Genomic DNA, 13,728 nt, shown 5'->3' with positions numbered 1-13,728 from the left:
ATAGGAGCTGCAAATGCCAGGTAGGACACTCGGCGGACGATATGAAGTTCAGGACAAGGTTGGGGCAGGTGGAATGGCGGTTGTTTACCGCGGTCTCGACCGCGTGTTAGGCCGTACTGTCGCTATCAAAACAATGCTCCCGCAGTATGCCAATGACTCGTCCTTTGCTGCTCGCTTTAAGCAGGAGGCTCAGGCTGCGGCAGCTTTGCAGAGCCCCTATATTGTCTCGGTGTACGACTGGGGTAAAGATAACGACACCTATTACATCGTGATGGAGTATTTACGCGGTACTGACCTCAAGAGCGGTATCCGTAGACATGGTGCCCTTGATGGCAAGAAGGTTGCTCAGATTGGCTCACAGATTGCACAGGCTCTCTCTGTAGCCCATCGTCACGATATCATTCACCGCGACATCAAGCCGCAAAATATCATGGTGCAACCTGATGGCAATATCAAGGTCATGGACTTTGGTATTGCACGTGCAAAAAACAGCCATCTTACAACCGATAACTCTGTTCTTGGCACAGCTCACTACGTATCGCCCGAACAAACCCAGGGCAAACCTTTGGGTCCCACCACGGATATCTACTCACTTGGCGTTGTTATGTACGAAGCCGCAACAGGTAGCGTGCCTTTTGATGGAGACGATGCGATTTCTGTTGCACTCAAGCAGGTCAATGAAACTCCTCAGCCACCAAGCCAACGCAATCCTGCGATTGACCCTTCGCTTGAGGGCATCATTCTCAAGTGCATGCAAAAAAATCCTGATGCGCGTTTCCAGAGCGCCGACGAGTTGGTACGTGTATTGCACGACTATCTTGCAGGTAGGCTTCAGGAAGTCAACAATGCAACCGCTGTATTACCACTCGCTGCAGCTACTGCACAGATTGGTGCTCCTTCGGCTACGGCTACCCAACGTGTAACTCCTGTACGCACCACATCTGCGCGTGCGCGCCAGACCTCAGCCACCGAGCTGGCACGCGAACAACAAGAAGCCGAAGAGCGCCGAAAGAGTCATCGTACTATCTTTGGTGTACTGGGTGCTATTGCACTTGTTATTGCTGTTATCGCGATTCTTTGGACCACAATCTTTGCTGGTGGTGGAACCAAGGCGGTACCCAACCTCTCAAACCTCTCGCGCAAAGATGCTATTGAGACAATTGAGTCCACAAATTGGTTTAAGGTAGGTGAGGTTCGTGAGGGCTACAGCGACACTGTCGAGTCTGGTCGCGTCATGAGCCAAGATCCTGCCGCAAACAAGCAATTTGCCAAAGATACCGAAATTAATATCACTATCTCTAAGGGCGAAAAGCCAGCTGAAGATGTCTCTGTTCCCGATCTTAGCAATATGACTGCCAAGGAAGCCGAAGATGCTCTGCTTAGCAGGGGTCTCATTGCAAAGGCTGGTGAGGGCGTGTACACCCCCGACGTGGAAGCAGGCAAAGTTGTCTCTCAAGATCCCAAACCAGGCACTGCTGCAAAAGCCGGCGATAGTGTTACCTACCAGCTTTCTTTGGGTGTCGAATCGGTCAAAGTGCCTGATGTAACTGGTATGGATCAAGACAATGCAACTGCAACTTTAAACAACGCGGGCTTTAAGGTAGACGTGCGCGAAGAAGCTTCTGACGAGGTTACTAAGGGTGTTGTTTTCCGTCAGTCTGCCACCGGAAAAGCTGATAAGGGTTCAACGATTGTTATTACTATTTCCTCTGGCCCCTCCTCTATCGATGTTCCATCTGTCGTAGGCTTTACTCAAGAAGAAGCTCAGAGTGCTCTGAGCGATGTGGGGTTTGAGGTCAGTGTAGAGACCGCATCTAGCTCAAACGTAGAGAAGGGTACGGTTATATCACAGAGTCCGGGAGGTGGCCGTAGTGCTTCTGTAGGCTCTACCATCACCATCACCGTTTCTACCGGACCAGCTCAAAGTGATAACTCTTCACAGTAGATAAATGACTCACAAACTCTGCGCTCTTTTCTCGTATAATCAGCGCGTTTGTGCGACATGCGGTGCGTAAATTACGATGACTTACGCCTGAAGCATTAAGGAGACCTTCACATGGAATCGATGGATATGCGTCCCGACTCCCAAGGTAAAGTACGCGACATCTATGATTGCGGTGATAAGTTACTCATGGTCGCAAGTGACCGCATCAGTGCTTATGACTTTATCTTGCCTGACGAGATTCCTTACAAAGGTGAAATTCTTACCCGCATTTCGGCATTTTGGTTTAAGCGTTTTCAGGATTTGGTTCCCAATCACATGGTTTCGATTGATCCTGTTGCGCTGCCCGATGAATATGCGGGGTATATAGATTATCTTGCTGGCCGTTCTATGCTTGTTCAAAAAGCACAGCCTTTGCCTATTGAGTGCATCGTACGTGGCTATCTCACGGGTTCTGGTAAAAAGACCTACGATCAGGACTGCACAGTTTGCGGTATTAAGTTACCCGAAGGTCTTGTCGAAGCTTCTCAACTACCTGAGCCTATCTTTACCCCCTCTACCAAAGCCGCCATTGGCGACCATGACGAAAATATCTCGTTTGAACGCTGCGCAGAAATCGTCGGCAAAGAGATGGCAACCCAGCTTCGTGATGCTTCATTGGCGCTGTATCGTGCTGCTGCCGAATATGCTTTAACACGCGGCATCATTATTGCTGATACCAAGTTTGAGTTTGGTCTGATTGATGGCCAACTTACATTAATTGATGAATGCCTTACCCCTGACTCTAGTCGCTTCTGGCTTGCTGAGGGTTATGCTGCTGGTAGTATTCAGCCAAGCTATGACAAGCAGTACGTCCGTGATTGGCTGCGTGCCAACTGGGATATGACTGGTGAGCCCCCTCACCTCCCCGCTAAGGTGATTGAGGGCACCTCTAAGCGTTATCAAGAGGCATACCAGATTATTACTGGCGAAAGTTTTACCCCCATGAAGGAGACTCATGTCACTGCGTGATACTTTAGCCGGCGCGCGCGAAGAAGCTGCACTCAACGGCAATCCCTTCGCCAAGACCGCAACCGACACAAAAGCAGATCAGCAAGAAGATGATCCCGCGGTAAAGAAAAGCAGCGTTGGTCAATACAAGAGTTCAGCTGCTCGTGCTAAGCCCAGCCGCGAGGCTGCCGCCACAGTCCGCGTTGTATCTTCTGAGGATTACAAACTCGGTAAAACTGGAAAAGCTCAGTCCGAGATGACCAAAGAAGAGCAAAAGGCCGAGCGTCGCCGTCAGCGCAACATCGCTGATGCTCGCACGCGTGTTGCTCGATCCATCTTGAATGGTCACGCTTCTTATAAGCGTAGTCAGCATATTTGGTGGGTTCTGCTTGGCGGCGGCATGGGCATGACCATATTATCTTTGGTGTTGAGCCGCTTCTTCCCTGCCGAAAAAAGTAGTTTTGGTGCCACGCTAAGTGTGATTACGCTGGTATCTGCTTACGCGCTGATTATTGCTGGCTTTATCTATGACTGGCGTTCTGTACGTCCTATGCGCAATGCCGCCGATGCAGAAGTCGCGCGCATGTCAGACAAGCGCGTTTTGCAGTATGCTGCTACACATCTTGATGAGGACACTCCCAAGAAGTCTACGCGTGACAAGAAGGATAAAGACGCAAAGTAGTTCTCATTTGGGTCAAAGCCGTGGCGGCATTGCTTGCCAACAGGTGATAAAATGACCCTTACGCACGGCCCCGTAGCTCAGGGGATAGAGCACAGGTTTCCTAAACCTGGTGTCGACGGTTCGAATCCGCCCGGGGTCACCAGCACATACAGCAGGTCAGACAACGCGTCTGGCCTGCTTTTTCTTGTAATGCACACCTTGCTCTGCAGGCGGTTCACAATGCGCCCGCAACGCATCCTTTTACTTGCATCGGGTTCAATATGCACCCTTTTGCCCACAGACGGTTCAATATGCACCCTCAGAAGAAAATTTATCTGCGAAAATACGCGAGCAAAACGACGCTTTTGAACCCTCTGCATAAAAGAGCTCACAGACGGTTCAGAAAGCACCCTTGCGACAATTTTTACCTGGGCATTCTTCAGCCGTTTAGTACGGTTTTGAACCGTTTGCAACAAATGAAGTACAACGGGTTCATAAAGCACCCTTTTGTGGCGTTTCTATTCCTTAGTGGAGCGTTCCCATTCCTTAGTGGAAGTTCCTATTCCTCGGTGGAATCCTGCTTGCGACCATGACGAGACTGATCAGTGGGAATGCGCATGGTAAAAGTGGTGCCATGCCCCAACTCGGATTTCACAGAAATGGTGCCATTGTGTAGGTCAATGATGCCTTTGGTAATAGCAAGCCCAACGCCTAGACCTCCCGAGGCGCGCTCGCGCCCCGCGGCCGAACGCCAAAAACGTGAGAAGGTCCTGGGGATCTCTTCTTTGGCAATACCAATACCTGTATCGCGCACTGAAATCAGCACGTCATCGTGGTCAGATTCCACAGTCACCAACACCCAACCGCCTTCAGGTGTATAGCGCATAGCATTAGACATAAGGTTGGTGATCGCCTCACGAATACCATCAGGATCTACGTCGGCATAAAGCTCGTGATGTGGCGTCTTATCGTCAAAAGCAAGACGTAGGCCCTTACCAGCAAAGAGACGCTCCTGCATCGATACCAAACTACGTACCAGATAAACAATATCAGTGTGCTCGGGATGGAATTGCGTTTTACCATTTTCAAGACGCGAAAGATGGAGCATAGCATCAACTAGACGAGACAGTCGGCGCACTTCATCATCCACTGTCTGCAGATGCTCTTCATCAGCAGGCAACACACCATCTTGCATTGCCTCCACCGTAGCCTGAATTGCCATCAGAGGCGTACGCAGCTCGTGGGCAACATCTCCCGTAAGACGACGCTCGTGCTTGATATCACGCTCAAGACCTGTTGCCATCTCATCAAAAGTCTCACCTAGGCGACCAATCTCATCATCACCCGAAAGCTTAGTACGCGCAGTAAGATCGCCATTGCGAATTTGGCGCGCAGTCGAGGTAATGCGGTTAATCGGTCGCACGAGCGAACGTGAGAAAAACACACCCATAACCAAGGCGATCGCCACAGCAATCAGCGCCGCCCATACAATTGCGTTATACGAATCTGTACGAAATCGTGCGTCCGTCTCGGTAAGCAAAGAGCTTGAGTCTCTCGCCCACATACGAACAGTGCCCACCTCGCGACCACTGCTGGCTTTCACTTTTGCGGTCACAGCGCTCAAAGATTTGGCAACTTTTTCTTGTTCTGCTTTACCATCGCCTTTGTCAGCACTGTCATAAATTTTGCGCCCAGCAGAGTCTTGTACCAAAACACCAATCTGCCCATATTCACCAACGATGGTTTTGACAAAACTCTCTGAATCGGCACTCCAGCCACCCACTTGGTCATAGTGGGCACCAAGCGTATCTGCTGTAGAGCGTACAATGCGCTCCATATTACTACGTGCGTAACCTTGGAACTGATCCTCCCATACATAGGCAAGTACCATCGAGAGCACAACCGCCGTCATAATAGCTGTGACAGCAAAAAGGACCGCTGTGCGCAATTGAAATGAACCTGACGGGCGTGATTGTGGTTCCGGACGCATAGTATTGTAGGTCCCACGACGCGAATCCTCATGGGACCTGCTTTCATTACCTCTGCCTACATCAAAGAGGTCGGACAAAACTTAGTTCGCCGCCTCGTCATCAGACTTGCTTGGCGCCTCAAACCTATATCCAACACCATGAACGGTGTAGAGCCAACGAGGGTGGCGGGGGTCGTCTCCCAGCTTGGCACGAAGATTCTTAACATGAGAGTCGATAGTGCGCTCGTAACCCTCAAAATCATAGCCGAGAACCTTTTCAACCAGCTCCATGCGCGTATACACGCGACCAGGGAAGCGAGCAAGTGTGGTAAGCAGCTTGAATTCAGAAGCCGTCAGATCAACTTCTTGATTGTCAACAAGCACCTTGTGACCAGTGATATCAATGACTAAATCGTCAAAGTCAAGCACCTCAAGTGCGGGCTCATTCTCGGCATGAGCGCGACGCAACAAGGCGCGCACGCGGGCAACTAGCTCGCGTGGTGAGAAAGGTTTAATCAGATAGTCATCCGCACCAAGCTCAAGACCAATAATACGGTCCTCTACCTCACCCTTTGCCGTCAACATAATGATAGGCACATTAGAGGTCTCGCGAATGGTACGGCAAACACGCTCGCCTGAAAGTTTGGGCAACATCAAGTCAAGCACAATCAAATCAAAGGAATGCTTTTCAAATTCCTCAAGGGCACTTTGACCATCACCAACACCGCGTACGGCATAGCCTTCGCGCTCAAGGTACGCCGCAACAGCATCACGAATGGTCTTCTCATCCTCAACGAGTAGAATCCTCTTTTCATCAGCTGCCATGTCGCTCTCCTTAGTTTCAATTTGTTAAGCCTCGGTTTATATAAACATGTCCAAGGCGCCAATCTTCGCAAAACACCCACACAATCACCACATATTTTAGCACGCCTGCGTATTTCTGGAAAGACATGCCTTAGTGATAATCCTACGGATTTTTCTAAGCAACAGCTTAAGCTAGCTGTATTTAAAGCTGAAAAGTACGCACTTCAACTGACGCAGGATAACCTGTTGTGGCATCTTTGACCGTTGCAAAGCTAACGAAAGTCTTGCACTCTCCATCACGAGCAGGAAAATCACCGTAGTCTACTGTACGATCCGCTGCAGATAGGGTTGAGTAGCGCTCCTTCTCCGTATTGATAACAAAGTAAGAAGAACGACTCTTCACAATGTAGAGACCGTCTTTTCCCGCAACCTCAGCAGCGGGCTCGCGCGGTAACACGACAAAAGGTCCATCACTTGCGCCAATATAGGTACCCATTGATGCAAGAAGACCGCCTGCAGCATAGCTTGCCTCAATGGAGAAAACAAATTTCTCGCCTATACGCACAGCAAACATAGGACTGACACTTTGAGGGAGAACCAGCTGGTCCACGACAGTTTTGAGATTGTCGTCGAGGGAATATGCCGTAATGCCGTAAAACACTCCCTTGGATGCATGCACGCGCAGCGACATGGTAACGGTAGTACCCGAAATCTCAGGGCCTGTTGCAAAACGGCCAGGAGACTCAACTACCACGCGAGCTTCAGATGAGCCGAGCTTCCATAAGTAGCAGCGAGAATTCTCTGTGGTTTTATTGCCTGTTTTGGACGGCATAACTTGCCAGATAACCTTGTCCCCGGCGACCGCCATGCGAGGAGGATCCCAGTTTGAGTTTGCTTTCCATAAGGTTGAGCTGGTACCAGTAAGCTCACCATTAGAAAAAGGCGCGGCATAGAGCGCCCAGGACTTGGTAAGCAAATCCATCTCGACCCAAGCATATGTCGAATCAGAACAACGCACATCAAAAATTGCAATACTCGGAGTATCACCTGTTACCGTAGAAGTAACTACGTTGGACACAGTACCTGCAGATACACTGAGAGCTGCACCCAAAATTGCAGGCTTTGAAGTAGTTCCCACCGAAGTCATCGCAAGCCAATCACCATCGCCCGGACGCAGTACACTACCTAGAGGAAGGTTGTAGGTTTTGTCCTCGCTAATTGGCAGGTCAGTAACTGAGTAGACGCTTTCATTGGTTTCAGGATTGATGACATAGTGAGCCTTGTTTTTATCTACGACAACAGGGGCTTCAGCATCCTCATCGCTGGGATGAGAACAGCCAGCAAGAATGCTTATGGCTCCTGCAGTCACACCTGTGATCGCAGTTGCTTTAAATAGGCCACGGCGAGTAATGCTAGGCCATTTTTTGAAAGGCATGTCTTTCCCCTTTTACCAGAAAAACTAAAAGCTCAAATCTTCCAGACGATCAAATAGGATGTCTGAACGCTTGAGAAATGCTCTTGGATCAAAGATTGAGTCGAGCTGCTCCGCACTCAACGTGCACTCAGGATCAGCTTCAAGACGTTCGCGGAAACTGGGGCCTTGGCGCACCTGCTGCACATCATGCCACGTATCCATAGCATTGCGCTGAACAATGGCATAGGCGGCTTCGCGCGTAATACCAGTCTCCACAAAAGCAAGCAGAACTTTGGAAGAGTAGATGAGGCCACGCGTTTTGTTGAGATTTGCCTTCATTTGCTCTGGATACAAAATTAAGCCATCAATGATGCGAATGAGACATTGGAACATATGGTCAAGCGCAATAAAAGAGTCCGCCATTGCGACACGCTCGGCAGAGCTATGTGAGATATCGCGCTCGTGCCAAAGCGCAACGTTATCAAAGGCAACCTGAGCGTTTGCTTTGACAATGCGGCTAAGACCACACACTTTCTCAACCGTAATAGGATTGCGCTTGTGAGGCATAGCCGAACTGCCTTTTTGTCCCTTGCGGAAAGGCTCTTCCGCCTCAAGCGTATCGGTTTTTTGGAGGTTTCGGACCTCAGTAGCAATGCGCTCACAAGTGGCTGCGGTAGTCGCAAGAACACCAGCAAGATATGCATGGTGGTCGCGACTAACCACCTGAGTGGACAGGGGGTCTGCGGTAAGACCAAGATGCTCACAGACATACTGTTCTACGAAGGGGTCAATAGAAGAGTAAGTACCCACGGCACCGCTAATTGCACCAAAAGCAACGTTGGCGCGCGCATCTTGCAAACGCTGTAAATCGCGATAAAGTTCCCACGCCCAGCTACCAAACTTCATACCAAAAGTCATTGGCTCAGCATGGATGCCGTGGGTACGTCCAACGCAAAGGGTATTTCGCTCTTCAAACGCACGGTGGCGGCAAATCTCACCCAACTTACGCACGTCTTCAATAAGCAGGTCAGTGGCTTGGGTTAGCTGATAACAAAGCGCAGTATCACCAAGATCGGAACTTGTCATTCCAAAGTGAACCCAACGACTAGGCTTTGGCTCACCCTCGGGGATTTCTTCATCAATATAGGAACCCATATTGGTCAAAAATGCAATGACATCGTGGTTGGTAACTGCCTCGATGGCATCTACTTCTTCGCGATTAAATTTTGCATGGGCGCGGATATAGGCGGCTTCTTCGGGTGTAATACCCGTCTCGCCCAGCTCTGCCTGAGCTTCGCAGGCTAACACTTCGATTTCTTGCCAGATGGCATACTTGTTCTCAAGTTCAAAGATGTCTCCCATCTCAGGGCGGGCATAGCGACCGATCATCTGCATCCTTTCACCGAGGTAACCTGCGTATCAATTCTAGCGCAGCAAACGGAAAGTCTAGACAAAGCAGCACATCCCATATGCAAAGCTCAGCTTGAATATAGTGGCAATACATATCTCGCTTGTACGACGCGATATTCCAACTAAAAAACCAAGCGCTCAGAGCGCGTTTAAGAGGCGCAAAGCAGCTTCTGCGACATTTTATACTGCAATAAGAAAAATGCCCTATCTTCACGGTAGAGAAATCTAGCTCGAAAACACCGCTTTTTACCTGCAGATTTATTAGTGCTTCTACTCATAAGGTTAAAAACTGCTTTAATTCTTACAGCCCTGACCTGACAAAATAACGGTCTTGGAAAACCGATTTTTTATTTTTTGACCGCAAAAACATCCACACTATTAAGCATACAATTCACTTATTTATTTTATTAACTGGTCAAATGTTACATATTGCAATAATAGTGTGGATGTTTTCGAATACATTTCTTTTTATTGAAGCAAACCTCTGTAATCTCAAGACTCTAAGGGAATTCAGTGGGTTTTGGCATATAGAAAAAGTGTGTCTGATTACGTGTCTTACACAGGGCCTGAGATAGCTTCTGACACACCCCTAAGTTGTTAAGAAGCAGACCACGCACAGCCTCGCAACGTGGTACGTAGTACGGTGCAGACCTGCAACATGCAAAAAGAGTTCACAATTCATCAGCTCCATCGGAATTCGGTTCATAATTCATCAGCAGACGGTGAATTGGGTTCATAATTCCCCACCAACCTAAAATTTACCAGGCATTTTGTGGAGCAAAACGTGAAAAAAGGAACCCTTTGCAAGTGGGATGATGAAATAAGAGCCCTTTGCGAGTGGGATAAACGATGGGCTTTTCCCAAGTAGGCGATGAACGAGGGGGCTTTTGGGGTGGGGCGGTGCACAGTGACCCTTTTCCTGCGCTGTCAAAATTTCGATAGATGGTTCGTTTCGCTAGATGGTTCATCCTTCGGACTTGCGAAAAAAATGACCAGCGTTTTACGCTTGCTTACTTCGAAACTTGAACCATCTGTGGTTGTGTTTGTGGTTGGTATCCCACCTGTGCTCCAAATAGTGAACTTGCATGTGCTGAAAAGTGTCTTTTTCATCGGTCATTTAGTGGTTATACATATGCCTCGGGCGCGCATTTTCCTATATGCCGCTATTTGCCACTTCGTGTCACTTGGACATAAAAAAGGTCAGAGCCGAAGCTCTGACCTTGTACTTTCTGGTGGGTCGTGTGGGAATCGAACCCACGACCTTGGGATTAAAAGTCCCCTGCTCTACCAACTGAGCTAACGACCCTTGCGCTTTGCCACGCGTGGCGATTTTACCACGCCGCGGACTTTTATGATACGAACAAGTAGCTCGATATGAATTTTTTTCGTGCAAACCTACTATAAAGTCTTGGGTTCATTGGCAATTGCTTGGACCAAACGAACGAGCAACTCAACAACAGAATCCATCGACTGAACAACCGCGAACTCTTTGCGACCATGGAAATTATGGCCACCAACACCGAGATTGGGGCAGGGCAAACCCTTAAAGGAAAGAGTTGCGCCATCAGTACCACCACGAATGGGACTGGTATCCGCCTCAACTCCCATATCTTTCAAAATCTGAATAGGCAGTTCTAAGAGGCGTGGGTGTTCGTTGATAATCTCAATCATACTTCTGTAGGATTCTTCAATGCTGACCTCGACTGTGCCTTCACCATATTTGCTATTGAGGAACTCAGCGATTCTATGCATATGCTCAGCACGTCCCTGTGCTAAAGCCAAATCATGGTCGCGGATGATGTAGTCCAAATCCATCCGCTCAACATCACCCTTCATTTCGATCAGGTGATAGAAACCTTCATAACCCTCGGTATGCTCAGGGGTTTCACTATCAGGAATCAAACCATCAAACTCGCAGGCGATACGACAAGCATTCTTCATCATGTTTTTCGCTGAACCAGGATGGATGCTAAAGCCGTTAATGCGCACGACCGCACTCAACGCGTTGAAGGTCTCGCCCTGCACCTCACCAAATGCCTCACCATCAACGGTATAGGCCACATCAGCATTAAACCCCTCAATATTAAAGAAATCGCTGCCACGACCAATTTCTTCGTCGGGAGTAAAGCACACTTCAATGGTGCCATGCTTAATGGTGGGATCAGCCTGCAATTGTTCGGCCAGAGTCATGATCTCCGACACGCCTGCTTTATCATCGGCACCGAGTAAGGTGGTGCCATCGGAGGTCACAATATCCATCCCTTCATAGCGAGCCAGGAAGGGGTAGTCATCGCGACTTACCACATAGGCTTTCTCGGCATCTTGTACGAGGTCACCACCTGTATAGTGAATCACCTGAGGCTTAATATCGGTATAAGCAGCTGCACTCGACACATCAATATGAACAACAAGACCAAGGACGGGACCATCGTAATTCTCGATATTCGCAGGAATAGTGCCGCGTACGTAACAGTGCTCATCTACACCAACATGTGCAAAACCCAAGGTTTCCATCTCTGTGGCTAGATCGCGAGCAAAAATAAACTCATCTGGGTTGCTTGGCACTTCAGTCGCCTCAGGATTAGATCCAGTGGGGTAGCTTACGTATTTCAGTAGCCTTTCATAGGCACGCATAACACGCCTCCGTAGTATTGTTGTAACTCTAGCTTTCCCAAGACCATTGACCATGAACAAAGATGGGGGTTTCAGAGCCATCTTTGTTCACACCCCAAATATCCATGTCGTCAGAGCCAATCATAAAGTCTACGTGAGTTGCACTTTGATTGACGCCTGCGGCGACAAGCTGATCTTTGTCCATTTCAAGGCCACCTTCGATACACTCGGGAAAGCCCATACCCAACGCAAGATGACAGCTAGCGTTCTCATCGTAAAGCGTGTCATAGAAAAGCAAGCCTGACTGCCTAATGGGCGTGCTTTTGGAGATTAACGCGCACTCACCCAGTCGGCATGCACCTTCATCCGTCTTGATAATGTGCTCAAGTACCTCTCTACCCTCAGCAGCGTCAAACTCAACAACACGACCAGTCTCAAAACGCAACCAGAAGTCGCGCACGATTTGGCCAGCATGGACAAGTGGCAATGCAGAGTACACAATGCCATCAACACGCATGCGATCAGGTGTCGTAAAGACTTCCTCAGTGGGAATATTGGGGAAGAAAACCGTGCCATCCTTGGTGCGACCTGCACCGCCCTCCCAAATCCCATTTGGATTCAGGCCCACAATTAAATTGGTTCCGTTAGAAGAACGATAACGCAGGCGATCGTATTTTGCGGTATTAAGCAGGCGTTTGTTCTTTTCAAAGGTGGCGTTGTGTGTTTCCCAAGCACCCTGAGGGTCGTTACCATCAGAGCGAGCAACGGACAGAATTGCCACCCACAGGTGATAGACTGCCTCCTCAGCAGACATCCCTGGGAAGACCTTCTTTGCCCATGCCTCAACAGGCACACCCGCAATACACCACACATTACGACCAAAGTCCATGCCGTCGCGGAATGATTTGCATTCAAGATTGCGCGAACGGTGCGCAGCGGCTGGTTTTGCAGGGTCTATACCTGCCAATATTGCAGGATCAGTGCCTTCAAGAAAAAGAAATGCCGCACCCGCTTCGGCAAGGCTGTTGAGTTGCTCGCGTTTCCAGCTGGGTGTGTGTTCAAACCAGGAGATATCGACGTTTTCATACTCCATACGCGTAATCGCATCATCAGCCCAAATCACCGTAACGTGACCTGCACCAGCCTCATAACCCGCTTTAACTACACGACGAGCAAAGTCAGCACACTCAACAGGAGCAGAAACCACAAACTCTTGACCTGGCCTAATCGAACAACCCACACGAACCAAAAGTTTTGCATAATTTTCGATTTGGTGCGAAAGACCCTCGATTGCTCGCTTGCACTCTTGCGAGGTCATAGGGATATCAGGCATCTCCTTCTCCCCTCTTGTACTAGCTTTCCGATACTTCTTTTTCCGTTACTAGTGTGCCCCAAAACCTAGGTACCTTAGACACAAAACAGGCCCCGAAGGGCCCGATGATATGTATGGAGCGGGCAACGGGATTCGAACCCGCGGATGATGGCTTGGGAAGCCATTGCCTTACCACTTGGCGATGCCCGCATTGCGTGGAGATTTTATCACAGGGAGAGAAACTCGCGCGAGTTTTCGGCCAAACGCACGTGATTGCCATGTCAATTACAGGGATTGGCGCTGGATGTTTGCAGACTGCCACCAGTTATTATCCAGCGTTTGTGCAGTTGAAAGCAGTTATCATCCAAGCTAAATCCAAGCTAGCAGGTGTAGAGTCATCTCCTCAACAAAAAGGAGAATGACTATGTTTATTGCTATCGAGTGTGGAAGAAGAAAATCAAGCCGACAAAAACGCACACTTAGTACAGTTTGTCTACCTTTTTATAAACCAACCTTGCGTGGAGGAGATCTGTGTAGCTCTGCCATACATTTAGGTGTGGGACACGCTGGTCGAGCGCGCACCCTATTGTTTGGCGACCTTAATAAACCTCCA

9 protein-coding genes and 3 tRNA genes are annotated in these 13,728 nt (G+C 49.0%); 4 read left to right on the top strand and 8 right to left on the bottom strand.

The features are described 5' to 3' along the window. Positions 1-13 precede the first annotated feature (13 nt). From pknB to HMPREF9069_RS01200, 4 genes are all read left to right on the top strand, one after another. Positions 14-1,945 (top strand): Stk1 family PASTA domain-containing Ser/Thr kinase, encoded by a 1,932-nt coding sequence (gene pknB / locus HMPREF9069_RS01215; RefSeq protein WP_021625272.1) that lies wholly within the window; start codon positions 14-16, stop codon positions 1,943-1,945. 111 nt (positions 1,946-2,056) lie between these two features. Next, positions 2,057-2,953, top strand: coding sequence for a phosphoribosylaminoimidazolesuccinocarboxamide synthase (locus tag HMPREF9069_RS01210; RefSeq protein ID WP_021625271.1), 897 nt, complete (start codon positions 2,057-2,059; stop codon positions 2,951-2,953). Further along, a complete protein-coding gene (locus HMPREF9069_RS01205; RefSeq protein WP_021625270.1) occupies positions 2,940-3,614 on the top strand; it encodes a hypothetical protein in 675 nt (224 codons plus the stop codon). The genes HMPREF9069_RS01210 and HMPREF9069_RS01205 overlap by 14 nt, the downstream gene beginning before the upstream one ends. Before the next feature lie 66 nt (positions 3,615-3,680). Then, positions 3,681-3,756: transfer RNA gene (locus HMPREF9069_RS01200), tRNA-Arg, on the top strand. A gap of 396 nt (positions 3,757-4,152) precedes the next feature. On the opposite strand, the gene HMPREF9069_RS01195 is transcribed toward HMPREF9069_RS01200, so the two are convergent. The 8 genes from HMPREF9069_RS01195 to HMPREF9069_RS01160 all read right to left on the bottom strand — a co-directional run bounded on the left by HMPREF9069_RS01195 (position 4,153) and on the right by HMPREF9069_RS01160 (position 13,325). Further along, complete coding sequence (locus tag HMPREF9069_RS01195; RefSeq protein WP_021625269.1) at positions 4,153-5,505, bottom strand: sensor histidine kinase; 1,353 nt, start codon at positions 5,503-5,505, stop codon at positions 4,153-4,155. A gap of 159 nt (positions 5,506-5,664) precedes the next feature. Further along, positions 5,665-6,387 (bottom strand): response regulator transcription factor, encoded by a 723-nt coding sequence (locus HMPREF9069_RS01190; protein ID WP_021625268.1) that lies wholly within the window; start codon positions 6,385-6,387, stop codon positions 5,665-5,667. 181 nt (positions 6,388-6,568) lie between these two features. Continuing rightward, on the bottom strand, positions 6,569-7,801 hold the full coding sequence (locus HMPREF9069_RS01185) for a hypothetical protein (RefSeq protein WP_021625267.1): 1,233 nt from the start codon (positions 7,799-7,801) through the stop codon (positions 6,569-6,571). A gap of 24 nt (positions 7,802-7,825) precedes the next feature. After that, a complete protein-coding gene (gene purB, locus HMPREF9069_RS01180; protein WP_035437933.1) occupies positions 7,826-9,169 on the bottom strand; it encodes an adenylosuccinate lyase in 1,344 nt (447 codons plus the stop codon). Between the two features lie 1,251 nt (positions 9,170-10,420). Beyond that, positions 10,421-10,496, bottom strand: a tRNA-Lys gene (locus tag HMPREF9069_RS01175). A gap of 92 nt (positions 10,497-10,588) precedes the next feature. Then, positions 10,589-11,824, bottom strand: a complete 1,236-nt coding sequence (gene pepT, locus HMPREF9069_RS01170; RefSeq protein WP_035437931.1) for a peptidase T — start codon at positions 11,822-11,824, stop codon at positions 10,589-10,591. A 28-nt stretch (positions 11,825-11,852) separates the two neighbouring features. Continuing rightward, on the bottom strand, positions 11,853-13,136 hold the full coding sequence (locus HMPREF9069_RS01165; RefSeq protein WP_021625264.1) for an aminopeptidase: 1,284 nt from the start codon (positions 13,134-13,136) through the stop codon (positions 11,853-11,855). A 114-nt stretch (positions 13,137-13,250) separates the two neighbouring features. Beyond that, positions 13,251-13,325 (bottom strand) — tRNA-Gly (locus HMPREF9069_RS01160). Between the last annotated feature and the right edge of the window lie 403 nt (positions 13,326-13,728).

It is taken from the genome of Atopobium sp. oral taxon 810 str. F0209 (assembly GCF_000466405.1).
Classification (GTDB): Bacteria; Actinomycetota; Coriobacteriia; order Coriobacteriales; family Atopobiaceae; genus Olegusella.
This window is presented reverse-complemented; position numbering and strand designations above follow the sequence as displayed.